This window comes from Cellulosimicrobium composti (assembly GCF_009711085.1).
GTDB lineage: Bacteria > Actinomycetota > Actinomycetes > Actinomycetales > Cellulomonadaceae > Cellulosimicrobium > Cellulosimicrobium composti.
In genome coordinates this window covers 14,380-37,329 of the sequence record NZ_WMKA01000043.1, presented here as the reverse complement: position 1 = coordinate 37,329, position 22,950 = coordinate 14,380, and the positions used below count along the sequence as shown (strand labels likewise).

General features: G+C 75.4%; 23 protein-coding genes. 10 read left to right on the top strand and 13 right to left on the bottom strand.

Annotated elements, in window-relative coordinates:
• Positions 1-253: 253 nt before the first annotated feature.
• Together GJV82_RS15405 and GJV82_RS15400 are read right to left on the bottom strand one after the other, a co-directional pair.
• Entirely contained in the window at positions 254-514 is a 261-nt protein-coding gene (locus tag GJV82_RS15405; RefSeq protein ID WP_155099836.1) for a hypothetical protein, read from the bottom strand.
• Positions 511-1,128 (bottom strand): ArsR/SmtB family transcription factor, encoded by a 618-nt coding sequence (locus GJV82_RS15400; protein WP_155099835.1) that lies wholly within the window; start codon positions 1,126-1,128, stop codon positions 511-513. Before GJV82_RS15400 ends, GJV82_RS15405 begins: the two co-directional genes overlap by 4 nt.
• 112 nt (positions 1,129-1,240) lie before the next feature.
• Here GJV82_RS15400 and GJV82_RS15395 point away from each other — a divergent pair, with 112 nt between their 5' ends.
• Positions 1,241-2,086: an oxygenase MpaB family protein gene (locus tag GJV82_RS15395; RefSeq protein ID WP_318657707.1), complete on the top strand. Its 846-nt coding sequence runs from the start codon at positions 1,241-1,243 to the stop codon at positions 2,084-2,086.
• Positions 2,087-2,104: 18 nt separating this feature from the next.
• Here the strand turns inward: GJV82_RS15395 and GJV82_RS15390 are convergent, their stop codons facing one another.
• Positions 2,105-2,656: a MarR family winged helix-turn-helix transcriptional regulator gene (locus GJV82_RS15390; protein WP_155099833.1), complete on the bottom strand. Its 552-nt coding sequence runs from the start codon at positions 2,654-2,656 to the stop codon at positions 2,105-2,107.
• A gap of 87 nt (positions 2,657-2,743) precedes the next feature.
• Between GJV82_RS15390 and GJV82_RS15385 the strand changes: the two genes are divergently transcribed.
• Together GJV82_RS15385 and GJV82_RS15380 are read left to right on the top strand one after the other, a co-directional pair.
• A complete protein-coding gene (locus tag GJV82_RS15385; protein ID WP_318657706.1) occupies positions 2,744-3,976 on the top strand; it encodes an MFS transporter in 1,233 nt (410 codons plus the stop codon).
• A 117-nt stretch (positions 3,977-4,093) separates the two neighbouring features.
• Positions 4,094-7,222 carry an efflux RND transporter permease subunit gene (locus tag GJV82_RS15380; RefSeq protein WP_318657705.1) on the top strand — a complete coding sequence of 1,043 codons (3,129 nt, stop codon included), beginning with the start codon at positions 4,094-4,096 and terminating at the stop codon, positions 7,220-7,222.
• Between the two features lie 83 nt (positions 7,223-7,305).
• Here GJV82_RS15380 and GJV82_RS15375 read toward each other — a convergent pair whose 3' ends face one another.
• Genes GJV82_RS15375 through GJV82_RS15360 form a run of 4 tightly spaced genes read right to left on the bottom strand, consistent with a single transcriptional unit; the run spans position 7,306 to position 11,346 of the window.
• Positions 7,306-8,007: a response regulator gene (locus tag GJV82_RS15375; RefSeq protein ID WP_034603348.1), complete on the bottom strand. Its 702-nt coding sequence runs from the start codon at positions 8,005-8,007 to the stop codon at positions 7,306-7,308.
• Positions 8,004-9,494 carry a sensor histidine kinase gene (locus GJV82_RS15370; RefSeq protein WP_115943059.1) on the bottom strand — a complete coding sequence of 497 codons (1,491 nt, stop codon included), beginning with the start codon at positions 9,492-9,494 and terminating at the stop codon, positions 8,004-8,006. Before GJV82_RS15370 ends, GJV82_RS15375 begins: the two co-directional genes overlap by 4 nt.
• Positions 9,491-10,363: an ABC transporter permease subunit gene (locus tag GJV82_RS15365; protein ID WP_115943058.1), complete on the bottom strand. Its 873-nt coding sequence runs from the start codon at positions 10,361-10,363 to the stop codon at positions 9,491-9,493. Before GJV82_RS15365 ends, GJV82_RS15370 begins: the two co-directional genes overlap by 4 nt.
• Positions 10,360-11,346 (bottom strand): ABC transporter ATP-binding protein, encoded by a 987-nt coding sequence (locus tag GJV82_RS15360; RefSeq protein WP_024839471.1) that lies wholly within the window; start codon positions 11,344-11,346, stop codon positions 10,360-10,362. Before GJV82_RS15360 ends, GJV82_RS15365 begins: the two co-directional genes overlap by 4 nt.
• 376 nt (positions 11,347-11,722) lie before the next feature.
• On the opposite strand from GJV82_RS15360, the gene GJV82_RS15355 reads away from it, so the two are divergent.
• Positions 11,723-12,607, top strand: coding sequence for a Bax inhibitor-1/YccA family protein (locus GJV82_RS15355; RefSeq protein WP_024839470.1), 885 nt, complete (start codon positions 11,723-11,725; stop codon positions 12,605-12,607).
• A gap of 53 nt (positions 12,608-12,660) precedes the next feature.
• A complete protein-coding gene (locus GJV82_RS15350; RefSeq protein WP_024839469.1) occupies positions 12,661-13,128 on the top strand; it encodes a hypothetical protein in 468 nt (155 codons plus the stop codon).
• 98 nt (positions 13,129-13,226) lie between these two features.
• Here GJV82_RS15350 and GJV82_RS15345 read toward each other — a convergent pair whose 3' ends face one another.
• Positions 13,227-13,955, bottom strand: a complete 729-nt coding sequence (locus tag GJV82_RS15345) for a DUF5701 family protein (protein WP_024839468.1) — start codon at positions 13,953-13,955, stop codon at positions 13,227-13,229.
• A gap of 135 nt (positions 13,956-14,090) precedes the next feature.
• Between GJV82_RS15345 and GJV82_RS15340 the strand changes: the two genes are divergently transcribed.
• On the top strand, positions 14,091-15,500 hold the full coding sequence (locus tag GJV82_RS15340; RefSeq protein ID WP_155099832.1) for a cystathionine beta-synthase: 1,410 nt from the start codon (positions 14,091-14,093) through the stop codon (positions 15,498-15,500).
• A 117-nt stretch (positions 15,501-15,617) separates the two neighbouring features.
• On the opposite strand, the gene GJV82_RS15335 is transcribed toward GJV82_RS15340, so the two are convergent.
• From GJV82_RS15335 to GJV82_RS15325, 3 genes are read right to left on the bottom strand one after another with little or no spacing between them, the layout of a single operon-like run.
• Positions 15,618-16,304, bottom strand: a complete 687-nt coding sequence (locus GJV82_RS15335; protein WP_155099831.1) for a hypothetical protein — start codon at positions 16,302-16,304, stop codon at positions 15,618-15,620.
• A 21-nt stretch (positions 16,305-16,325) separates the two neighbouring features.
• Positions 16,326-16,916, bottom strand: a complete 591-nt coding sequence (locus GJV82_RS15330) for a TetR/AcrR family transcriptional regulator (RefSeq protein WP_115943055.1) — start codon at positions 16,914-16,916, stop codon at positions 16,326-16,328.
• Positions 16,909-17,793, bottom strand: coding sequence for an alpha/beta fold hydrolase (locus GJV82_RS15325; protein WP_155099830.1), 885 nt, complete (start codon positions 17,791-17,793; stop codon positions 16,909-16,911). The genes GJV82_RS15330 and GJV82_RS15325 overlap by 8 nt, the downstream gene beginning before the upstream one ends.
• Positions 17,794-17,931: 138 nt before the next feature.
• Here GJV82_RS15325 and GJV82_RS15320 point away from each other — a divergent pair, with 138 nt between their 5' ends.
• Positions 17,932-18,342, top strand: a complete 411-nt coding sequence (locus tag GJV82_RS15320) for an FKBP-type peptidyl-prolyl cis-trans isomerase (protein ID WP_024839463.1) — start codon at positions 17,932-17,934, stop codon at positions 18,340-18,342.
• Between the two features lie 69 nt (positions 18,343-18,411).
• On the opposite strand, the gene GJV82_RS15315 is transcribed toward GJV82_RS15320, so the two are convergent.
• Positions 18,412-19,641 carry a class I SAM-dependent methyltransferase gene (locus GJV82_RS15315; RefSeq protein WP_318657704.1) on the bottom strand — a complete coding sequence of 410 codons (1,230 nt, stop codon included), beginning with the start codon at positions 19,639-19,641 and terminating at the stop codon, positions 18,412-18,414.
• 123 nt (positions 19,642-19,764) lie between these two features.
• Here GJV82_RS15315 and GJV82_RS15310 point away from each other — a divergent pair, with 123 nt between their 5' ends.
• Both GJV82_RS15310 and GJV82_RS15305 read left to right on the top strand, forming a co-directional pair.
• Positions 19,765-21,159, top strand: a complete 1,395-nt coding sequence (locus tag GJV82_RS15310) for a DUF2252 domain-containing protein (RefSeq protein WP_024839461.1) — start codon at positions 19,765-19,767, stop codon at positions 21,157-21,159.
• Between the two features lie 32 nt (positions 21,160-21,191).
• On the top strand, positions 21,192-21,587 hold the full coding sequence (locus GJV82_RS15305) for a SelT/SelW/SelH family protein (protein ID WP_024839460.1): 396 nt from the start codon (positions 21,192-21,194) through the stop codon (positions 21,585-21,587).
• A 45-nt stretch (positions 21,588-21,632) separates the two neighbouring features.
• Here GJV82_RS15305 and GJV82_RS15300 read toward each other — a convergent pair whose 3' ends face one another.
• The gene (locus GJV82_RS15300; RefSeq protein WP_155099828.1) at positions 21,633-22,013 is read right to left on the bottom strand and encodes a DUF5997 family protein; all 381 of its coding nucleotides are present in this window, start codon (positions 22,011-22,013) and stop codon (positions 21,633-21,635) included.
• 76 nt (positions 22,014-22,089) lie between these two features.
• On the opposite strand from GJV82_RS15300, the gene GJV82_RS15295 reads away from it, so the two are divergent.
• Positions 22,090-22,950: LysR substrate-binding domain-containing protein (locus GJV82_RS15295; RefSeq protein WP_318657703.1), on the top strand; the 861-nt coding region annotated here is incomplete at its 3' end.

Sequence of the window (22,950 nt, the reverse complement as noted above, 5' to 3'; positions counted from 1 at the left end):
TCGAGAACACCGACACGGTGCTCACCGACGCCACGGTTCGACGATGCTCGCGGATGCTCGTCAGTAGGCCCACCGATGCTCCCTCAGTCCCTGGTCGGGGCACGCGGGACCACGTCATCCTGTCGAGCCGGGATGGCGAGAGAGGGGGAGACGCGCGTCCGTGCCCGCAGAACGCCCAGTCGAGGGTAACCGAACCGCCCTGTCGTCGGGCATGGGGAGGGGTCCCCATGCCGGGTGGAATCGGCGGGCGGCGTCAGGGCAGGAGGGACGCGCGCCACGTGGACGCGCGGTCGAGCGTGCGGTCCTCGACGGCGCGGAGCGCGTCCGTCGTGCGGTCCGTCGTGCGGTCCGTCGTCGGGGGGCGCGTCGCGGCAGCCCGGGCTCGTGCGGCCGCGGCGCGCTGCGCCGCGCGGCGGCGGCCGAGGTCGGTGAGGGCCGAGCCGACGAGGACGAGCAGGCGGTCGGTGCCGTGCGGCTCGGCGGTGCGGGGAAGCGTGGGGGAGTACGCGCTCACGAGGGGTTCTCCTTGCCGTCGATCGTGGGGAAGACGTTGAAGTGGATCTGGACGGGGCGGGCGCCCGGGAGGCTCTCCTGCCCCTCGAACCGGCGCAGGGTCGCGTCGAACGCCTCCCACGCGTCGGCGACCTCGGTCATCTGCTCGGCCGTGAGCCACATGCTCGCGGTCGCCAGGCGCGCGCCCTTGAGCCACCGCTGGGGCAGCTCCGACGGCGCGCGGTCGAGGAACGTCTGGATCTTGCGGGATCGTGCGGCCTCGAACTCGCGGCTGATCATGGTGCCCGCGAGCGACGCCGCCGTGTCGGTGCCCTCGTCGGGGAGGCTCACCGAGAAGCCGCCGGGCACGCGCTCCCACCACCGCTCGCGCGCCGTACCCTTCCCGGCGACCTCGCGGACGAAGTCGTGGCGGGCGAGGTGGCGCAGGTGGTAGCTCGTCGACCCGCTCGACTCGCCGACGAGCTCGGCGAGCCCGCTCGCGGTGAGCGAGCCGTGCGTCGAGAGCAGGTCGAGGATCTGGATCCGCAGCGGGTGCGCGAGCGCCTTGAGCTGTGCCGGGCCGAGGGGCGCGTGCCCCTCGGGCGGCGTGGCTGCGGTGGCGTCGTCGGTGCTCATGGCACGAGGCTACAGATGCAAAGGTCTCTTTGCAAGGGGTTCTTTGCATGTTCGGACCTCGCCCACGGGCGAGCCCGTGGCGAGGGGTGGGAACCGGTGCGAGCATCGACCCGTGACTGCCGTGGTGGAACGGGTGAGGGGTGCCGCCGAGCGCGCGATCTTCCTGCGCGTCGCCGGGCCGGACGCGACCGCGACGCGGGCGCGCATCCACGAGACGCCGGGCCCGCGGTGGTTCGACCCGGGCAGCCCCGTGCAGCGCGTCCACGGCGACGCGTCGATGTTCGTCGGCGGCCTGCGCGCGCTGCTGCTCCAGAGCCTGCACCCGCTCGCGATGGCGGGCGTCGCCGCGCACTCGGGCTACCGGGGAGACCCGTGGGGGCGCCTCCAGCGCACCTCGACCTTCATCGCGGTCACGACGTTCGGGACGGCCGACGACGCCGAGCGGGCGGTCGGGGCGGTGCGCGCCGTCCACGAGCGCGTGCGCGGGGTGGCACCCGACGGGCGTCCCTACCGTGCCGGCGACCCCGACCTGCTGCGCTGGGTGCACGTCGCCGAGACCCAGAGCTTCCTCGCGGCGCACCAGACGTTCGGGCGCGACCCTCTCGACGCGCGGGGGTGCGACGAGTACGTCGCCCAGGCGGCCGTCGTCGGGCGCGCGCTCGGCGTGACGGACGCGCCGCGCACGGTCCGCGAGCTGGACGAGGCGATCGAGGGCTACCGGCCGGCGCTCGCCCTCACGCCCGCGGCGCTCGACGCCGCGCGGTTCCTGCTCGTGGAGGCGCCCCTGCCGCGGGCGGTGCGGCCGGCGTACGCGGGCCTCGCGATCGCCGCTCGCCAGTCGCTCCCGGCGTGGGCCCGGGCCGGGATGCCGCGCGTGCGCGGCGTGCCGGCGCGCTGGTCGCGCCCCGCGGGGGTCGCCGTCACGCGGCTGCTGCGCTGGGCGCTCCCGGCGAGATGAGCGCGGACCCGCGCCGGCTCAGGGGGCGTCCCGGCGGTGGCGGTAGGCGTCGAGGTCGTCGTTGAGGCGCGTCAGGAGCTCGGCGAGGAGCGCGCGGTCGAGGCGCGACCAGCCGCCGAGGACGTCGGCGTAGACCGCGGTGCGTGCTGCCCGGTGGGCGGCGAGCTCGTCCAGGCCCGCCGTCGTGGGCTCGACGACGACGGCGCGCCCGTCGCGCGGGTCGCGCGCCCGACGCACGTGGCCCGCGTGCTCGAGCGCGGCCACCTGCCGGGTCACCGTGGAGCCGTCGAGGCCGAGCCGCTCGGCGAGCGCGGTGACGTGCAGGGGGCCGTGCGTCCCGAGCGTGTGGAGCAGCAGGTACCCGGACCGGTCGAGCGTGCCGTCGCGCCGCGAGGTCCCGGGTGCCCCCGAGGCCCGCGTGCGCTCGGCGCGCCGCAGGAGCTGCGCGAGCTCGAGCTCGATCGCCCCCAGCACGTCGTGCGCCGTCGCCTCCTCGCGCTCGCTCGCGCTGCTGGTCGCGCCGCCGGGGGAGGCGGCGGGCGAGCGGTCGTTTCCTGAGGCAACGGACATGGGTGTAGTCTACAGGTAGTTATCTGTCAGATACAGGTATCTGACCCGCCGAGCGGGTCCGACCCTCCACCCAGGAAGTGCGACCGAGTGGCCTCCACGCGCGACGAACCGAACCGCACCGCCATCTACGCGACCGCCCTCACGGCGTTCTTCGCGATCGCCGGCATCGCCGTCGTCGACCCGATCCTGCCCGTCATCGGCGAGGAGATCGGGGCGTCGACCTGGCAGATCGAGCTCCTCTTCACCGCCTACATCGCGGTCATGGCGCTCGGCATGATCCCCGCCGTCATGGCGACGGGGCGCTTCGGCTACAAGAAGATCCTCGTCACGGGCGTGAGCCTCGTCGCCGTCGCCGCCGTGCTCGCTGCGCTGAGCACGAGCATCGGGCAGCTCGCCGCCCTCCGCGGCCTGTGGGGGCTCGGCAACGCGATGTTCTTCGCGACGGCCATGGTCCTGCTCGTCTCCCTCGCGAACGACCGCGAGTGGGTCGTCGAGCTCTTCGAGACGTGCGTCGGGCTCGGCTTCGCCGTCGGACCGCTGCTCGGCGGCCTGCTGGGCGGCATCTCGTGGCGCGTGCCGTTCTTCGTGTGCGGCGTCTTCATGCTCGTCGCGCTGCTCGTGTCCGTGACGCGGCTCCAGGACCCCGCGCAGAAGCCCGCGCCCCTGCGTCTCGGCCGGGTGTTCGGCCTGTTCCGCAAGCCGGGCTTCCTCGCCCTCGCCGGGGTCACCGCCGCGTACAACTTCTGCTTCTTCGTCATCCTCGGGTACACGCCGGTCTTCCTCGGCCTCGACGTCGTGCCCCTCGGCCTCGTCTTCACCGCGTGGGGCGTCGGCCTCGCCGTCGGCATCCTCGTCGTGGGTCACCGGCTCGCCCACCGCGTCGGCGCCGTCCAGACCCTCGGGATCGCGGTCGTCGGCGTCCTGGCGGCGCTCGTGCTGCTCGCGCTCGACCTGGGGACCGCCTGGTCCGTCGTCGTGCTCGTCGGCGCGGGCGTGTTCATGGGGATCGCGAACGCCAACCTCACCGACCTCTCGCTCGCGCTCGGCGACAGCGACCGTCGCGTCACGACCGGGGCGTTCAACCTCGTCCGCTGGGGGTTCGCCGCCCCGGCGCCCGTCATCGCCGGCCTGCTGCACCCCGTCTCGGCGACGGCGCCCTTCTGGCTCGGCGTCGGCGTGCTCGCGCTCGGCGTGGTCGTCTTCGTCGTGGCCGGTCACCGGATGGCCGGTGAGCTCGGCGAGCGCGTCCTGTGGTCGCGCTGGAACCGGCGGGCGCGCGCCGTCGAGGGCACGCCGGAGGAGGCCCTGGGCGAGGCCTGAGCCGCACGCCCGGCCTGGTCGGAGCGCGTGGGAACCATCTCGGGGCTCCTCGCGTTAGGCCCACGACATCGCGACGCCGCCGTCGTTCCCCGCCGACCTGGAACCCCTGGAGGCTCCGTGTCCCGTCTCGCCCGGCTGTCGCTGGCCAACCGCGCCCTCGTCGCCCTCGCCACCGTCGCGATCGCGGTCTTCGGCGTCATCAGCATGGGGTCGCTCAAGCAGGAGCTCATCCCGAGCCTGCAGATCCCGACGGCCGCCGTCGTCGGCGCGTACCCCGGGTCGGCGCCGGCGATCGTCGAGCAGCAGGTCACGGTCCCCGTCGAGGCGGCCGCACGCGCCGTCAAGGGCGTCGAGGAGGTCACGTCGACGTCGTCGACCGGCCTGTCCGTGACGACCGTGCAGTTCGCGTACGGCACCGACATGGACGCGGCGTCCTCGCAGCTGCAGACGGCGGTCACCCGGCTGCAGTCGCAGCTGCCCGAGGACGTCGAGCCGCAGGTCGTGACGGGGTCGGTGGACGACCTCCCGGTCATCCAGCTCGCCGTGTCCGGCGGCGCGGACGAGGCAGGGCTCGCGGACACCGTCACCTCGAGCCTCGTGCCCGCGCTCGAGGACGTCGGCGGCGTCCGCAGCGTCGCCGTGAGCGGTGTCGCCGACCAGCAGGTGACGATCGACCTCGACCCCGCCGCGCTAGCCGCCGCGGGCCTGAGCCCCGCGCAGGTCTCCACGATCCTCCAGGACAACGGCGTCGTGCTCCCGGCGGGCACGGTCGCCGACGGCGACCGGACGCTGAGCGTGCAGGTCGGCACCGCGATCACGACCGTCGACGACCTCGCCGCGCTGCCGCTCGTCGTCCCGGGCGCCTCCGCGCCCGTCACGCTGGGCGACGTCGCGACCGTCACCGCCGGTCCCGAGCCCGCGACGTCGTACTCGCGCCTCGACGGCGAGGCCGCGCTCGCCGTCGCGATCACCAAGACGCCCGCGGGCAACACCGTCGAGGTGTCGCACGCCGTGCAGGACGCGGTGGACGACCTCGCCGGCGTGCTCGACGCCCAGGACGTGCGCGTCGAGGTCGTGTTCGACCAGGCGCCGTTCATCGAGGAGTCCATCGAGGGCCTCGCGACCGAGGGGCTCCTCGGCCTGCTGTTCGCCGTCGTCGTGATCCTGCTGTTCCTCGCGTCGCTGCGCTCGACGCTCGTCTCGGCCGTGTCGATCCCGCTGTCGCTGCTCGTGACGTTCGTCGTCATGAACGCCACGGGCTACACGCTCAACATCCTCACGCTCGGCGCGATGACGGTCGCGATCGGGCGCGTCGTCGACGACTCGATCGTCGTCATCGAGAACATCGAGCGCCACCTGTCGTACGGCGAGGAGAAGACGGGGGCCATCATCGGTGCGGTCAAGGAGGTCGCGGGAGCGATCACCGCCTCGACCGTCGCGACCGTCGCCGTGTTCCTGCCGATCGCGCTCGTGGGCGGCATGGTCGGCGAGCTGTTCCGGCCGTTCGCGCTCACCGTCGCCATCGCCATGCTCGCGTCGCTCTTCGTCGCGCTGACGATCGTGCCGGTCCTCGCGTACTGGTTCATCAAGGCGCCGCCCGTCCCGGCCGACCCGGAGGCCGCGCGCCTCGCGGGCGAGCGGGCCCGCGCCACGGCCGAGGCGAAGGAGCGCCGCGGGCTGTGGCAGCGCGGGTACCTGCCGACGCTGCGCGCCGCGCTGCGCCACCCGGCAATCACGCTCGGCGTCTCCGTCGCGATCCTCGCCGGGACGCTCGCGCTCGTGCCGCGGCTCGAGACCAACTTCCTCGGCGACACGGGCCAGGACACGCTCACCGTCACCGAGACGTTCGCGCCGGGCACGTCGCTCGAGGCGCAGGACGCCGCGGCGCGCGACGTCGAGCAGGCGCTCCTCGACGTCGACGGCGTCGCGACCGTCCAGACGACCGTCGGCACCGCGGGCGGCCCGGAGGCCGCGTTCTTCGGCGGCGGCGGGTCCCCGACGGCGACGTTCGCCGTCACGCTCGACGCGGACGCCGACGCCGTCGCGGCCCAGGAGGACGTGCGCGACGCCGTCTCCGGGCTGGCCGGGGAGTCGAGCGAGGGCATCGAGGTCGCCGGCGCGGACGCCGCGTTCGGCAGCTCGACGGTCGACCTCGTCGTGCGCGCCCCCGACACCGACACGCTCGCCGTGGCCGCGGCGGAGGTGCAGGAGCTCGCGGAGGGCGCCGACGGCGCCGCGCAGGTGACGAACAACCTCGCCGCCGCGCAGTCGACGGTCCAGGTGACCGTCGACCGAGAGGCCGCGGCCGCCGTCGGGCTCACCGAGACGCAGGTGGCCGGGACGGTCTCCGGGATCATGTCCCCGGCCCCGGTCGGCACGGTGAACCTCGGCGACGGGCCCGTCCAGGTGCGCGTGCTCGCCGGCGAGGCGCCCGCGACGGTGGCCGAGCTCGAGCAGGTCGTGCTGCCGACGGGCGCCGGCCCCGTGCCGCTCACGCAGGTCGCCGAGGTCGCCGAGGTCGAGGTGCCCACCTCGATCACCCGGGTCGACGGCGAGCGCAGCGCGACCGTGGCCGTGACGCCCGCGGGCCAGGACCTGGGCGCGCTCACCGCCACGCTGACGACGGCCGTCGACGGTCTCGACCTGGAGGGCGGGGCGACGGTCGAGATCGGCGGCGTCGCGTCCGACCAGGCCGACGCGTTCGCCGACCTGGGCCTCGCGCTGCTCGTCGCGATCCTCATCGTCTACCTCGTCATGGTCGCGACGTTCCGCAGCCTCCTGCAGCCGTTCACCCTCCTGGTGTCGGTCCCGTTCGCCGCGACGGGTGCGCTGCTCCTGCTGCTCGCGACCGCGACGCCGCTCGGCGTGCCGGCGCTCATCGGCCTGCTCATGCTCGTCGGCATCGTGGTGTCGAACGCGATCGTGCTCATCGACCTCATCAACCAGTACCGCGAGCGCGGCCGGTCGCTCGACGAGGCCGTCCTGGAGGGGTCGCGCAAGCGCCTGCGCCCCATCGTCATGACCGCCGCGGCGACGATCTTCGCGCTCACGCCCATGGCCGTCGGGATCACGGGCGGCGGCGCGTTCATCTCCCAGCCGCTCGCGCTCGTCGTCATCGGCGGCCTGCTGAGCTCGACGCTGCTGACGCTCGTCGTCGTCCCGGTGCTGTACACGCTCGCGGAGCGCCGCGGCGAGAAGCGCACGGCCCGCCGGGCGGCGAAGGAGGAGGCCGCCGCCCAGGCCTGACCCCACCGGGGCCGAACATGTGGTTCTGGAGCGTCAGGAGGTCAGGACGCTCCAGAACCACATGTTCGGCGCCGGGAAGGGTGTCAGGAGGGGCGGGCGACGCCCGTCTCGTAGGCGAGGACGACCGCCTGGACGCGGTCGCGCAGGCCGAGCTTGCCGAGCACGCGGCCCACGTGGGTCTTCACCGTCGCCTCCGAGAGGACGAATCGCTCGGCGATCTCGGCGTTCGTCAGACCCTCGCCGAGGGCCTCGAACACCTCCAGCTCGCGCGCGGTGAGCTCGGCGAGGCGGGGGTCGTCACGGCCCGTCCGGGCCTGCGCCGGGGCGGCGGCGCCGTCCCGGGGGAGCTGGTTCGCGAACATCTCGAGCATGAGGCGCGTGACGCGCGGGGAGACGGCGGCGTCACCGCTCGCGACGGCGCGGATCGCGCCGACGAGCTCGCCGGGCTTCGCGTCCTTGAGCAGGAACCCGCTCGCCCCGGCCCGCAGCGCGGCGAACGCGTACTCGTCGAGGTCGAACGTCGTGAGGATGATGACGCGCGAGCCGGGGTGCGCCGCGACGATGCGCTCGGTCGCCTCGATGCCGTTGGTCCCGGGCATGCGCACGTCCATGAGCACGACGTCGGGGCGCAGCGCGCTCGCCTGCGCGACGCCCGTCTCCCCGTCGCCCGCCTCGCCGACGACCTCGATGTCGTCCTCGGCTGCGAGGATCATGCGGAAGCCCATGCGCAGCAGGGCCTGGTCGTCGACGAGCAGCACCCGGATCGGTGCCCCCGTTCCCGTCATGTGCGTTCCCGTCCGTCGTCGCGTGCACCGGCCTGGCGGCCCGGGTCGAGGTCGAGGCGCAGGCTCGCCCGCACCTCCCAGCCGCTCCCGCTCGGCCCCGCGGACACGGTACCGCCGTACACCGCGGCCCTCTCCCGCATCCCGATGATCCCGCGGCCGGTCCCGACCGGGACGCCGGGCGGGTGCTGCTCGGCGACCGACGGCGGGAGCGCGCGCTCGTCGGCCGTCGCGCCGTCGCCCGGGCGCCGGCCGGCCTGGTTGACGACGCGCAGCTCGAGCCAGTCCGCGCCCGGCTCCGTACGGCGCGACACCTCGACGAGCACCATCGGCGACAGGGGCGCGTAGCGCAGCACGTTCGTCAGCGACTCCTGGACGATGCGGTGCGCCGTCTGGCGCAGCGCGGGCCCGGGCGTCGGCTGCGGCCCCGACCGCACGAGCCGCACCGGCAGCCCTGCGGTCCGGAAGCGCTCGACCGTCTCCTCGAGCTCGGGCGTCTCGTGCGCCGGCGCGAGCGGCACGGTCTGCTCGCCCCCGGGCTCGCGCAGGACGCCGAGCACGCGGCGCATGTCGGCGAGCGCGGCGCGGCCCGTCGACGTGAGCTCGTCGAGCGCGTGCGCGGCGAGCTCGGGGTCCTTCGCGCCCGACGCCTTGGCCCCGTCCGCGAGGGCGACCATGACGGTGAGGGAGTGCGCGACGACGTCGTGCATCTCGCGCGCGATGCGCGTGCGCTCGGCGGCGGCGGCGAGCTGGGCCTGCTGGTCGCGGTCGCGAGCGATCGAGTTCGCGCGCTCGACGAGGTCGGACACGTGCTGGCGCCGCGCGCGCACGTTGGTGCCGATCGCGAGCGCCACGAGGCACAGGATCGTCGTGACGAGGATGCCGACCACGCGGTCGACGGTCGCGCGGCCCGGCTCGACGCTCTGCCGCAGGATCTCGCCGTCGTCCGTGGTGACGACGTCGTACCACAGGAGGGTCGCGCCGGACAGGGCGAGCACGACGATCGCGAGGACGGGCCACGCGATGCGCGACGGTCGCGACGCGGCGACGGCGTAGACGGCGAACATCGCCGCGACCTCGAAGCCGGCGGTGTCCCCCGTGACGGCGACCGCGACGACGCCGACCGCGGCGAGGCAGAGCGCGACCGTCACGGGGCGCCGACGACGCCAGTAGAGCAGCGCGCCGCCCGCGAGGAAGAACAGGAGCCCGAGGCGCGACGCGCCCCGCGGCTGCTCCGCGGACAGCGCGTACAGGACGCCGGGGACGACGAAGATCGCGACGACGACCCAGTCCATGACGACGGGGTGCCGCGCGAAGTACCGGCGGACGGGACCGAGCCGCCGCGCGTCGAGCTCGGTGAACGGCTCGGGCGCGGCCCGCATCGCCAGGGGCGCCGGCGCCCCCGGGCCGGTGCCCGGGCGCGCCGACGCCGACGCCGGGCGAGCGGTCTGCTCGTCCGGCGTCGGCGGGGTGGTGGGCCGGGAGGTCACGCGTCCCGGCGCTTGAGCACGACGGCGGCCGCGGCGGTGAGCGCGGCGGTCCAGCCGACGAGCACCGCGAAGCCCTGCCACGGGCCGATCGCGTCGGGGGAGGACATCCCGCCGCCGAGCACGACCTGCTCGCCGGCCGACGCGGGCAGGGAGTTCATGAGCGTCTGGACCCAGTCGGCGCCCGTGACGCCCTGGACGATGCCGAGGACCATCGACAGGACGAAGAACACGGCGACGAGCGTGAAGATCGCGCCGGCCGAGCTGCGCAGGAGGACGCCGACCGCGACGGAGAACAGCGCGACGGCCGTGAGGTACAGCACGGCGCCGACCAGGGCGCGCTGGTCCTCCGCCGAGGAGAAGTCGGCCGTGAGGCCGTCGCCGGACAGGATGGGGTAGGTCACCAGGTAGGAGAGCCCGACCGCGACGGCGGTCGTGACCGCCGTGACGGCCCCGACGACGATCATCTTCGCCGCGAGCGCGGGCAGCCGGCGCGGGACGGCGGACAGCGTGGAGCGGATCATGCCGGTCGAGTACTCGCCCGTGACGGTGAGCGCGCCGAGCACGGCGACCGCGAGCTGGGCGAACGAGTAGCCGACCGTGATGACCATGACGCCGATGCCGTCGGTCGATCCCATCCCCATGTCCTCGGGCGAGCCGCCCTGACCGCTCACGGAGGTGACGACGGCCGCGAACATGAGCGAGAAGCCCACCATGACGACGACCGTGATGCCGAGCGTCCACCACGTCGAGCGCAGCGAGCGGAACTTGATCCACTCCGAGCGCAGCACGTGGGCGAAGGACAGGCGGTAGGGGGAGGTGCGGGACGCCGTCGGGCTGGTGGCGCCGGGGGCGAGGGTCGTGGCGCTCATCGCTGCGCTCCTTCGAGGGAGTCGGTGGGGGCCGGGGCGGCGGTCGCGCCCGCCGCGCCGTGGCCGACGTGCTGCTGGGCGGACTCGGTCTGGTACTCGACGGAGTCCGCGGTGAGGGCCATGTAGGCGTCCTCGAGCGTGGACGTGACGGGCGTGAGCTCGTGCAGGACGAAGCCCTGCGCGGCGGCGAGCTCCCCGATCCCGGCGGCGTCGCGGCCCGTCACGACGAGCAGGCTCGGCTCGTCGCTCGTGACGGTCGCGCCGTCGCTCGTGAGGAGCTCGGCGAGCTGCGTCGCGTGCGGCGTGCGCACGCGGACGGTGCGCTGCTGGGCGCCGTCGACGATGTCGCCCACCGGGGCGTCCGCGATGATGCGGCCCTTGCCGATGACGACGATGTGGTCGGCCGTCAGCGCGACCTCGCTCATGAGGTGGCTCGACAGGAAGACCGTGCGGCCCTCCGACGCGAGGTAGCGCGCGAGGTTGCGCACCCACAGCACGCCCTCCGGGTCGAGGCCGTTGACGGGCTCGTCGAGGATGAGCGTCTTCGGGTCGCCGAGCAGCGCCGACGCGATGCCGAGGCGCTGTCCCATGCCGAGCGAGAAGCCGCCGACGCGCTTCTTCGCGACGGACTGCAGGCCGGTCATCTCGATGACCTCGTCCACGCGCTTCGTCGGGATGCCGTGCGTCGCCGCCATCGCGAGGAGGTGGTTGTAGGCGGATCGCCCGGTGTGGACGGCCTTCGCGTCGAGCAGCGCGCCCACCTCGGTGAGGGGCGAGCGGTGCTCGGCGTAGGGACGTCCGTTGACGGTGACGGTCCCGGCGGTCGGGCGGTCCAGCCCCATGATCATGCGCATGGTGGTGGACTTGCCGGCGCCGTTGGGGCCGAGGAACCCGGTGACGGTCCCGGGACGCACGGTGAACGAGACGCCGTCCACCGCCGTCTTGGGCCCGTACCGCTTGGTCAGGCCGCGTGCTTCGATCATGACTTCGCCCCTCCGAGGGTCGTTCGTCCGTGATGGTCCGTGGTGCTCGCGGGCGGGGGTCGCGCCGGACGGGCCGGGGGCCTCACCGCGAGGTACGGCTCGAGCCTAGGGACGGGCCCGGCGCCGGGCAGCCACCGCGCGACGTATCTTGCCCCGTGCGTCGGCCGGGCGGCGTACGCCGCGCGGCGTACGCGGTGCGTCGTCGGGTGGTCCGCTGGTCGTCACCTCGGTCTCCGAGCGGGGGAAATCGGCGGGAACAGTGGCTGCGGCTCGCACGTTCCCTAGGATGAACACAGGCCAGCGACACCCGACTCGAGGCGAGAAGCCATGACGAGGCCCGCTGAGAGGTAGTGGACGCCGCGACCAGGAGGAGCTCATGAGCAACCCCGTCTTCAACAACAGCGCGGTCTTCGGCGAGCCGAAGAACCGGCGCGGTGGGGCGGCCACGCAGGCCGGACCCGCCTACGGGACCCCGCCCCCGCAGGGCCAGGGACCCGCGTACGGCACGCCCCCGCAGGGCGCCCAGTGGGGCGCGTACGGCGCGCAGGCCGCCGACGCCGCGACGCTGAACCAGATGTACGACGCTCCGTCGGCCACGACGGCGGACACCAAGCGCCTCACGTACGACGACGTCATCATGAAGACCGGCGGGCTGCTCGCGCTGCTCGTGGTGGTCGGCGCCGCGACGTGGGTCGTCGCGCCCGGCATCTGGCCGATCGGCGCGGTCGTCGGCCTCGTCCTCGGCCTCGTCAACGCGTTCAAGCGCAACCCGAGCCCGCTCCTCATCACGCTGTACACCGTCGCGCAGGGCGTGTTCCTCGGCGGCATCAGCGCGTTCTACGAGAGCTTCTACGACGGCGTCGTCCCGTCCGCGGTCGTCGCGACCGTCGCGACGTTCGCCGCGGCGCTGTTCCTGTTCAAGTCGGGCAAGGTGCGCGTCACGCCGAAGTTCACGCGCTGGCTGCTCATCGCGATGGTCGGCTACCTCGCATTCTCCCTCGTCAACGTCGGCCTGATCCTCTTCGGCGTCCTCGACGGCTGGGGCCTGCGCGGCGGGACGCTCGGCATCGTGATCAGCCTCGTCGCCGTCGGCCTCGCGGCCGCCTCGCTCATCGTCGACTTCGACTCGATCAAGCGCGGCGTCGAGGGCGGCGTGCCCGCCAAGTTCGCGTGGTCGGCCGCGTTCGGCCTCCTCGTGACGCTGGTCTGGCTGTACCTCGAGTTCCTGCGCCTGTTCGCGATCCTGCAGAGCAGCGACTGACGGTGGCGCGCAGCACCCGTGAACCGGCACCCGCGGCGGACCTCCCGCCGCGGGTGCCGGTCTTTCTCGCCGGCCTCGTCGTCGCCGCGGCGGCGATGCTCGGCGTCCAGGTCCTGTACATGGTCGTCTCGGGCGCGCCGCCCGCGTGGCTCGCGTTCGCGGCGCTCCTCGTCCTCGTCAGCGTGCCGACGGCAGGAGCCGCGGTCGCGTGGCTGGGCACGCGCGTCACGCGCGACGCGTCCGACCGGCGCGCCGCGCTCGTCTTCGCCGGGCTCGGCCTCGTCGCGGGCGCGCTGTGGGGCTCGCTGCTCGCCGGCGGGCTCGCGCGGCAGCTCGCCGACGCGGGCGCGAGCGGCGGGGGAGCGCTCGTCGCGGGCGCGGCCGCCGTCGTCGGCGTGACCGCCGCGGTCGGGGCGGGCCTCGGCCGGCTCGCCGCGCGCGAGGCGTCGGACCGGCCGCTCCTCGTCGTCGTGCTCGGCGTCGCGGTGGTCCTCGTCGCGCTCCTGGGCCTCGTCGGCTGACACCGCCACCCGGGCCACACCGCCCGGTCGCCTCGACGAGACGCGTGAGAGCCGCGCCCGAGCACCTCGGGCGCGGCTCTCGCGCCGTCGGGCGGGCGTCAGGCGGGGAGGCGGCCCGCGGCCGAGGCGAACCCGAGCCACGTGTGGCGGTTGCCCGCCCAGCACCAGCCGACCTTCGGCGCGCCGCGGCGCTCGCGGCCGTCGCGACCCGTGCCGTTCGAGATCCAGATCGCGGGCGTGCGCGTGTCGAGACGGCCGTCGGGCTTGCGCAGCCGCGACCCGATCGTCATGTAGCAGTGGTTGCGCGCGACGACCTCGGGCACCTGGAGCGCCCAGTGGATGCCCTCGTGCAGCAGGAGCGGGGTGCGGCCGCGCCCCGTGATCTCCGGGAGGGCCTCGTCGGGCGACCAGCTCGCCATGTCGTCGCCCCGGTCGAGCCCGACGACGAGCGAGAGCGGGCCGTCGGGGAGCGTGACGCCCTCGATCGGCGCGAAGCGGTCCACGTCCGGCATGTCGACGACGACGAAGCCCTCCTTCTCGCCGTCGCGGGCGGGGAGCCGCAGGAGCGGCGCGAGGGCCGACGGCGGCGCGAGCCGGGGGTCGACGACGAGCAGCGCCCCGACGGGTGCGGTCGCCGCGAGCCGTGCGGCGGCGGCGCGGACGTCGTCCGGCGCGAGACCCGCGATCCCGGGGACGCCGAGCGCGACGAGGCGCTCCGCCTGTGCGGCGAGGTCCGGGAGGTCGGGCACGGCGGGCGCCGGGGAGGTCGTGGGCGCGGAGGTCGTGGGTGCGGTCGGCGTGGTGGCGGTCGTCGTCGTCCGGGGCACGGGTCACCTCTCGGTCGGGGGTCGGTCGCGAGGTCCAACGCTCTACACCGTACGGGAATTCCCGCGCGGCGCGCGGCGTGTGACGGGCCGCCGGCGCGGTGACGCGCGCCGCGCCGGATCGGGGATGATCGGGGCATGAGATACGCAGAGCACGTGTCCGAGCTCGTCGGCGGAACCCCGCTCGTCCGGCTGTCCCGTGTCACCGAAGGCCTCAGCGCGACGATCCTCGCCAAGGTCGAGTACGTGAACCCCGGTGGGTCCGTGAAGGACCGCATCGCGCTGAAGATGGTCGAGGCCGCGGAGGCGTCGGGCGAGCTGCGCCCGGGCGGCACGATCGTCGAGCCCACGTCCGGCAACACCGGGGTGGGGCTCGCGCTCGTCGCGCAGCGCAAGGGGTACGACTGCGTGTTCGTCTGCCCGGACAAGGTGAGCCAGGACAAGCGCGACGTGCTGCGTGCGTACGGGGCGCGCGTCGTCGTCACGCCGACCGCGGTCGCGCCCGACCACCCCGACTCCTACTACTCGGTCTCGGACCGCCTCGTCCAGGAGATCCCGGGCGCCTGGAAGCCGAACCAGTACGCGAACCCGAACGGCCCGGCGTCGCACTACGAGTCGACCGGCCCCGAGGTCTGGGCCGACACCGACGGTCGCGTGACGCACTTCGTCGCGGGCGTCGGCACGGGCGGCACCATCACGGGGACCGGCCGCTACCTCAAGGAGGTCTCGGCGGACCGTGCGGAGTCCGACGGCGGGCGCGTGCGCGTCGTCGGCGCGGACCCCGCGGGCTCGGTGTACTCCGGCGGCGACGGCCGCCCCTACCTCGTCGAGGGCGTGGGCGAGGACTTTTGGCCGGCCGCCTACGACCCGGCCGTCCCCGACGAGGTCATCGCCGTCACCGACGCGGACTCGTTCGCGATGACGCGACGCCTCGCGCGCGAGGAGGGCCTGCTCGTCGGCGGGTCGTGCGGCATGGCGGTCGAGGCGACGCTGCGCCTCGCGCGCCGGCTCGAGGAGGAGGACCCGGTCGCCGCCGCGAAGGCCGTGATCGTCGTCCTGCTGCCCGACAGCGGCCGGGGCTACCTGTCGAAGATCTTCAACGACGCGTGGATGCGGTCGTACGGGTTCCTGCCCGACGAGGAGGGCGTGACCGCGGGCGACGTGCTGCGCGCGAAGGACGGGCGCCTGCCCGACCTCGTGCACACGCACCCGAGCGAGACCGTGCGCGACGCGATCGAGATCCTGCGCGAGTACGGCGTGTCGCAGATGCCCGTCGTGGGGGCCGAGCCGCCGGTGAAGATCGGCGAGGTCGCGGGCTCGGTGAGCGAGCGCGAGCTCCTCGACGCCGTGTTCTCGGGTCGCGCGTCGCTCGCCGACCGCGTGGACCAGCACATGGAGGCGCGCTTCCCGCTCATCGGCGCGGGCGAGGGCGTCGAGGCCGTGCGCGCGGCCCTGCACGACGCCGACGCGCTGCTCGTCGTCGAGGACGGCGACCCCGTCGGCGTCCTCACGCGGCACGACCTCCTGGGGTTCGTCGCGGCGCGCTGACGGCTGCCGAGCACGACGCGGGCGCCGCACCCGGGGCGGGTGCGGCGCCAGTGGCGTGCGGCGCGGCGGCCGGCCGTGCGCGCGGAGGGCGTCGGTCGGGGTGCGGGGTGGCTCCGGTCAGCGGGACGGGCGGCGCAGGGCGACGACCGCGAGGAGCACGCACCCGGCCCCGAGCAGGGCCCCGTGCGCGACGCGCAGGCCCGGTCCGCCCCAGAACTGGGGCAGCAGCAGGACGAGGCCGAGCGCGAAGGGCGCGACGAGCCACCAGCCCGCGACCCGCCGGAGCGCGACCGCGGTCACCAGGCCGCCCGCGGCGAGCAGGACCAGCCCCGCGCCGAAGAGCGTGACGGCGAGCGGGCCCGTGCGCAGGTCGGTGACGACGTCGAGGAACCCGGTCGTGGCGGCGTCGGGCGCGGCGGTCGCGGCGCGCGCGACCGCCTGGATGCCGAACATCTCGGCGCCGAAGAAGAGCGCGGCGAGGAAGCCGCCCGCCCCGACGAGCCCGGTCGCGGACGCGAGCAGGTCGAGGGCGCGCCGCGGGGCGGTGGGGGCGAGCACCGAGCGCAGGCCCCAGAGCGCGGGCGCGAGCAGGCCGATCGCGACGATCCCGCACAGGTGCGCCACGACCCAGCGGTCCGACGCGAAGGCGGCGGCGAGCTCGGCCGTCGCGCGGGTCTCGTCGGCCCACGGGCGCAGCACGGGGAACAGGACGAAGCCCGCGCCCGCCGCGACGAACGCGGCGGCGGTCGCGCGCCGGGCCGAGGTGGCCGACGTCGTGGGCGGGCGGGTGGTGGTGGTGCTCATGGGGGCCTCCGGGAGCGCTGGTCAGTCCGGCTGGGAGAGCGACCCCAGGCCCGCGAGGACGGCGCGGACGTGGAGGTCGAAGCTGCGGTCGAGGTCGTCGTGGAGGCGGTAGCCCCCGCCGACCTCGAGCGCGACGAACCCGTGCAGGCTGGCCCGCACGGAGCGGATCGCGTCGATCGTGCGGTCCTCGGGGAGGTCGAACCCGCGCAGGACGGCCGCGACGACCTGCACGCTGCGGCTCGCCGCGGCCGACAGCGCGGCGTCGGCGGGGTCGTCCGGGTCGGGCGCGACCTGCACGGCCGCGTACCGGCCCGGGTGCGCGCGGGCGTAGCGGCGGGTCGCGTGGGCGAGCGCCGCGACGGCGTCGGGCCCGGCGAGCCCGACGGTCGCGTCGGTGAGGGCGCGCGTGTAGTCCTCGACCGCCACGACGCAGACCTCGCGCCGCAGCGCGGCGAGCGACCCGACGTGCTTGTACAGGCTCGGCGTCGCGACGCCCGCCTGCGCGGCGACCTTGGCGAGCGTGAGGTCGGCGAACCCGCCCGGCCCGCCCGCGTCGACGAGGTCGACCGCGATGCGCACGACCGCCTCGCGCGAGAGACCGGCCCTAGCCACGGGTGCCCTCCGCCCGTGCGGCGGGCGCGCCGGCGGTACCGGCGGTACCGGGCAGGTCGGCGAGGAATGCGAGCGTCGCGGTCACGACCTCCTCGGGCGCCTGGAGCTGCGGGTAGTGGCCGACCTCGGGCAGGAGCAGGGTCGTCGCGCCGAGCGACTCCTGCGCCCACGCCGCCTCCGCGGCGGGGTCGGCGTAGTCGGGGTCGAGCGCGCCGTAGACGGCGAGCGCCGGGGCCTGCACCCGGGCGACGCGCGGCTCGACGACGCGGTGGTCGAGCGCGACGGCGAGGTCCCGCAACGAGCGCAGGCGGCCCGGCTCGGAGAGGTTGGCGCGGATCGCGGCCTGGTGGGCGGCGAGCCGTGCGGGTCGGCGGCCCTTGTTCAGGGACCCGTAGAACGAGGCCCAGAGCGCCGCACCCCACGGCCGGGCGAGCACGAGGCGGTAGAGCACGCGCATCGCGCGCAGCTTCGCCGGGGAGGACGGCTCGCGCAGGAACCCGTCGAGGAGGACGAGCCCGCGCACGAGGTCGGGCCGCTCGGCGGCCGCGACCACGGCCGCCGACGCCGCCATCGAGCTGCCGAGCAGCACTGCGGGCCCGGAGGCGAGGTGCTCGACGAGCGCGACGTAGTCGGACGCGGTGGCCTCGTCGCCGTGGGTGCTGAAGGTCGTGTCGCTGTCGCCGTGGCCGCGCAGGTCCATGACGGCGACGCGGTACCCGGCGGCGACGAGGTGGGGGACGACGTCGTCGTAGGTGGCGCGCAGGTCGCCCATGCCGGGCGCGGCGACGACGAGCGGGCCGGAGCCCTCGACGGTGTAGGCGAGGCGGCCCTCCGCCCGGGCGAGGTGGTGCACGGTGTGGTTCTGGCTCGTGTCCATAGCCAAGAGGCTAACACCATTAGCCAGGTCCCGCAAGGGTCTCGTCGGGCAGACGCCGCGACCGGCCGAGGGGGACGCGCGTAGGGTGGGAAGACCCGCGCCCGCGCGGCGTTCCTGCACCCGACGAGAGGCATCCTCGTGACCGACCAGCCCACCCTTCCCACCGCCTCGGGAGCGTTCGGCGAGAAGCCGACGCTCACCTTCCCCGAGACGGGCGCGCCCAGCGGACTGCAGGTCGTCGTGCTGTCCGAGGGGGACGGCCCCGCCGTCACGTCGGGCCGCAACATCGTCGTGCACTACCTCGGCCAGACCTGGGGCGGGCACGTGTTCGACAACTCCTACGACCGCGGCGACACCATCGCCTTCCCGATCGGCGTCGGCGCCGTGATCGGCGGCTGGGACAAGGGCCTCGTGGGCCAGAACGTCGGCTCGCGCGTGCTGCTGTCGATCCCGCCGGAGCACGGCTACGGCCAGCGCGGCGTGCCGCAGGCCGGCATCGGGGGCACGGACACGCTCGTCTTCGTGGTGGACGTCGTCGACGTCCAGTAGTCCGCGGCGACGGGCGACGGCCCGCGCCCGACGGCGCCCGGCACCCTCGCGGTGCCGGGCGCCGCTGCGTCAGGGCCGCCGCAGCGAGCGCGTCACGGTGAACCGTGGCCCGCGCGCGACCTGCGTGGTGGGGCCGACCGCCCGCTCGAGAGCCGGGCGGTAGCGCAGGTGCGAGTTCCACACGCACCACAGCGCCCCGCCCGGCCGCAGCACGCGCCCCGCCGTCGCGAACATGCGGTGCGCCGCGTCCGTGCGCAGCGCCGCGCCGTCGTGGAACGGCGGGTTGAGCAGCACGACGTCGGCGCTCGCGTCGGCGAGCGTCGCACCCGCGTCGTCACGCACCGTGCGCACGCGGTCGCCCACGCCGTTCGCCGTCGCGGTGAGCGCCGCGGAGCGGACGGCCGCGTCCGAGCGGTCCGCCGCGACGACGCGTGCGCCCGGCCATCGACGTGCGGCCCACGCCGCGAGCAGACCGGTGCCGCACCCGAGGTCGACGACGTCGCGCGGCTCGGTCCCGGGCAGCCGGCCGTCCGGGGCGTCGAGCTGCTCGAGGAGGAACCGCGTGCCGAGGTCGAGTCCCGCGCCCGCGAACGCCGCCCCGAACGCCACGACCCGCAGCGCGACGTCGGGCAGGTCGCTCGTCACGGGATACGTGAGGTCGCCGCGCACGGGGCGGGGGGACGACGCGACGAGCACGCGCGACTTGCCCCGCGCGAGGCTCGCGCGCACGTCGCCGAACGACTCGGCGAGGACGTCGTTCATCGCGTGCGTCATGTGCTTGACCCGGCCGCCCGCGAGGAGCACGACGTCCGGCCCGGCCTCGCGCGCGACGTGCTCGGCGACGTCGCGCAGCGCCGCGAGACCCCGGGGCAGGCGCAGCAGCACGACCCGCGCGCCCGCGAGGAGCGCCCCGTCGAGCCCGTGGCGCGCGTATGCGCCCGTCATGCCCAGCGCCGCGGCGTTGGCGTCGAGAGCCGCCTCCGCGGTGAACGCGTCCTGATGGACGCGTACCGGCGCCCGCGGCGCGCCCGGGGCGCCGTCCTTCTGCGCGCCCGCCGGCGCACGCGTGGCGTCGTCCGCCGCCGCGCCCGCGACTAGCGCCGCCCCGAGCGTGAGGGCGCCGTACCGGTCGTCGACCACGGACACCGCGTCCGGGCCCACGCCGCGCAGCCACGGCGCCGCCTCGTCGAGCAGCAGGCGGTCCGCCGCGTCGACGGCGACGGGCGCGTCCTCGCGGGCCGGGTCCGGGTCGTCGGTCCGCAGGCGCGCGAGCAGGTCGGCGAGGTCCCAGGTCGTCACCGCCCCAGTCTCCCCGACGCGCGCCCGCGATCCGGCCGCACCCCTCCCGCGCGGGTCCCGGCCCGCCCGCGCCGACCGGCCTCCCCGGCGCTAGTGTGCGGATCGTCGGCTGAGGAGGTACCGGTGGACGTCCCGCGAACCCTGGACGCGTCGCGCGCCGCCGGCCGCGCCCTGCGCGACCGCACGCCCCGTCGTGCGCACGACGAGCTCGTGTTCCCCGACCGCGACCCCGTCGCGATCATCGAGGACCAGAACCGCGAGCGGCTGCAGCACCTCGTGCCGCTGCGCATCGGGCGCATGCTCGAGTCGCCGTTCGCCTTCTACCGCGGCACCGCCGCGACCATGGCGCACGACCTCGGGCACGGCCCGCGGACCGGCGTGCACCTCGTCGCGTGCGGTGACGCGCACGTCTCGAACTTCGGGCTGTTCGCGTCACCCGAGCGCCGGGTCGTGTTCGACCTCAACGACTTCGACGAGGCCGCCGACGCGCCGTGGGAGTGGGACGTCAAGCGGCTCGCGACGAGCATGTACGTCGGCGGCCGGGACAAGGGCATGACGGAGTCGGAGTGCTTCGAGGCCGCGCGCCTCGCCGCCCTCGGCTACCGCGAGGGCCTCGCCGCGGCCTTCGCGCACAGCGCCCTCGAGCGGTTCGCGTTCGAGGTCGACACCGAGACGATCGAGCCGCTCCTGCGCAAGGAGGGCCGCAAGGAGCTGCACCGGACGGTGCGCAAGGCGCGCCGGCGCACGTCGGAGCAGGTGGTCCGCAGGATCACCACGCGGGCCCAGGACGGCCGGACGCGCATCGTGGACCAGCCGCCGGTCACGCAGCACGTCGACACGGCGACCGTCGAGGAGCTCGTGCCCCTCGTCGAGGCCTACCGCGAGCCGCTGCGCGCCGACGTGCGCCTGCTCCTGAGCCAGTTCGAGCTCGTGGACTTCGTGCTGCGGGTCGTGGGCGTGGGCAGCGTCGGCACGCGCTGCTACATCCTCCTGCTCGAGGGACCCGCGGGCGAGCCGCTCGTGCTGCAGGTCAAGGAGGCGACGCGGTCCGTCCTGTCGACCTACGGCGGCATGCCCGACGCCCTGCCGGCCGGCCTCGTGCCCGCCGGGCCCGTGTACGCGCAGGGCCGGCGGGTCGTGGCCGCGCAGCGCATCCTCCAGGCGCACTCCGACCCGTTCCTCGGCTGGATCGACATCGAGATGCCCGAGCGCACGGGCCGTCCGCGCGTCGACTTCTTCTGGCGCCAGTTCCGCGACATGAAGGGCTCCGTCGAGCTCGACCGGCTCACCACGGTCCAGCTCACGCGGTACGGGGAGCTGTGCGGGCGGGTGCTCGCGCGCGCCCACAGCCAGTCGCCCGGCGCTCGCGTGGCCCACGGGTACCTGGGGCGCTCCGACGCGTTCGACCTCGCGGTCGCGCGCTGGGCGCGGGCCTACGCGGACGTCGTCGAACGGGACTACGCCGCGCTCGAGGCGGCGGTCGCGAGCGGGCGGCTCCCGGCCGAGCGGGGGACCTGAGGCGGCGCGACGCCGACCGTAGGCTGGGCGCCATGACGGACGACGCCGCGCTGCCCGCCCCCGCCGAGACCTTCGTCCCGACCGTCGCCGGGCGCGGGACCGCCCGAGTCGCGATCGAGTACTGCACCCAGTGCCGGTGGCTCCTGCGGGCGGCGTGGGTCGCGCAGGAGCTGCTGCAGACGTTCCGCACGCGGCTCGGCGAGGTCGCGCTCGTGCCGGGGACCGACGGCGTGTTCCGCGTAACGCTCGACGCCGGGGACGGGCCGGTGCTCCTGTGGGACCGCCGGGTGGACGGCGGGTTCCCGGAGGTCCCGGACCTCAAGCGGCGCGTGCGCGACGCCGTCGCGCCGGACCTCGCGCTCGGTCACACGGACCGCGCCGCCGCACGGGCGGCGGACGGCGAGGCCGGGGGCCCGGCGGAGGGCTGACCCGGGCTGGAGTACCTGCCCCGGCCGGGGTCCCGAGGTGAGGGCTCAGCCCTTCTTGGCGCGCTCGGCCGCGAGCCGCTCCTCCTCGGCGCGGACCTTCTTCTGCACCTCGCGCTCGGCCTCGAGCCACGCGGGCGGGTCCTCGCGCAGCGCGTCGATCTCGGCCGTCGTCAGCGGCTCGGTGATCCCGCCGCGCGCGAGGCCCGAGATCGACACGCCGAGGCGGCCGGCGACGACGGGGCGCGGGTGCGGGCCGTTGCGGCGCAGCTCGCTCAGCCACTCGGGCGGGTTCTTCTCGAGCTCCTCGAGCTGCGCGCGCGTGATCGTGCCCTCCTGGAACTCCGGGGGCGTGGCGGGCAGGTACACCCCGAGCTTCTTCGCCGCGGTGGCGGGCTTCATGGTCTGCGCGGACTGCTTGGGGGTCATGGGCTCCAGGGTAGTCGGCCGCGTCGGCCCCGGGCGTCGGCGGGAGCGGGCACGTGCGCGCCCCTAGGCTGGTCGGGTGGACGACGACGCGGGTGCAGCCCCGGAGGGAACGACCGACGACGCCGAGGGCGGGCCGCGGTTCCGGCTCGCGTACGTGCCGGGGGCGACGCCCGCGAAGTGGGTGCGCACGTGGCGCGAGCGCCTCACGGACGTGCCGCTCGACCTCGTCGCGGTCGCGGCGGACGACGCCGAGCGTGCGCTGCGCGACGACGAGGCGGACGCCGCGCTCCTGCGCCTCCCGGTCGACCGCGACGTGCTCGCCGCGATCCGGCTCTACGAGGAGACGCCGGTCGTGCTCGTCTCGCGCGACCACCTGCTCGCGGCGCTCGAGCCGGACGAGCCGGTCACGCTCGCGGACCTCGACGACGACGTGCTCCTGCGTCCGCTCGACGACGTGGTGCCGTGGGCCGGCGAGCCCGGTGCGGACGACGACGCCCCGCACCCGCCGGGGCGGCCCGCGGTGGAGCGCCCGGCCACGACGGCCGACGCGGTCGTGCTCGTCGCGGCGGGCGTGGGCGTCGCGGTGGTGCCGCAGTCGCTCGCGCGGCTGCACCACCGCAAGGACGTGACGTACCGCCGGCTGGAGGGTGCGCCGTCGTGCCCGGTCGCGCTCGCGTGGGTGGCCGAGCGCGACGACGACCTCGTGGAGGAGATGGTCGGCATCGTGCGGGGTCGCACCGCGAACAGCTCGCGCGGGCGCCGCGCCGAGGCGGTCGCCGAGCAGCCCGCGCCGCGCGCGCAGGGTGCGGGCCGGGGCGCTCCGGGCGGGCAGGGCGCACGCGGCGGCGGACGCGGGGCAGCGGGCAGGGGCCAGAAGGGTGCGGGGTCGTCCGGCCGCGGTGCGCGCACGGGCCGGGGTTCGCGCGGCCGCGGCGGG

Bases quoted from the DNA above. Each gene is read 5' to 3' on its own strand.
- GJV82_RS15400 (WP_155099835.1), bottom strand. From the start codon at position 1,128: ATGAGCACCGACGACGCCACCGCAGCCACGCCGCCCGAGGGGCACGCG.
- GJV82_RS15390 (WP_155099833.1), bottom strand. From the start codon at position 2,656: ATGTCCGTTGCCTCAGGAAACGACCGCTCGCCCGCCGCCTCCCCCGGC.
- GJV82_RS15375 (WP_034603348.1), bottom strand. From the start codon at position 8,007: ATGACGGGAACGGGGGCACCGATCCGGGTGCTGCTCGTCGACGACCAG.
- GJV82_RS15365 (WP_115943058.1), bottom strand. From the start codon at position 10,363: ATGAGCGCCACGACCCTCGCCCCCGGCGCCACCAGCCCGACGGCGTCC.
- GJV82_RS15360 (WP_024839471.1), bottom strand. From the start codon at position 11,346: ATGATCGAAGCACGCGGCCTGACCAAGCGGTACGGGCCCAAGACGGCG.
- GJV82_RS15355 (WP_024839470.1), top strand. From the start codon at position 11,723: ATGAGCAACCCCGTCTTCAACAACAGCGCGGTCTTCGGCGAGCCGAAG.
- GJV82_RS15340 (WP_155099832.1), top strand. From the start codon at position 14,091: ATGAGATACGCAGAGCACGTGTCCGAGCTCGTCGGCGGAACCCCGCTC.
- GJV82_RS15335 (WP_155099831.1), bottom strand. From the start codon at position 16,304: ATGAGCACCACCACCACCCGCCCGCCCACGACGTCGGCCACCTCGGCC.
- GJV82_RS15325 (WP_155099830.1), bottom strand. From the start codon at position 17,793: ATGGACACGAGCCAGAACCACACCGTGCACCACCTCGCCCGGGCGGAG.
- GJV82_RS15305 (WP_024839460.1), top strand. From the start codon at position 21,192: ATGACGGACGACGCCGCGCTGCCCGCCCCCGCCGAGACCTTCGTCCCG.
- GJV82_RS15300 (WP_155099828.1), bottom strand. From the start codon at position 22,013: ATGACCCCCAAGCAGTCCGCGCAGACCATGAAGCCCGCCACCGCGGCG.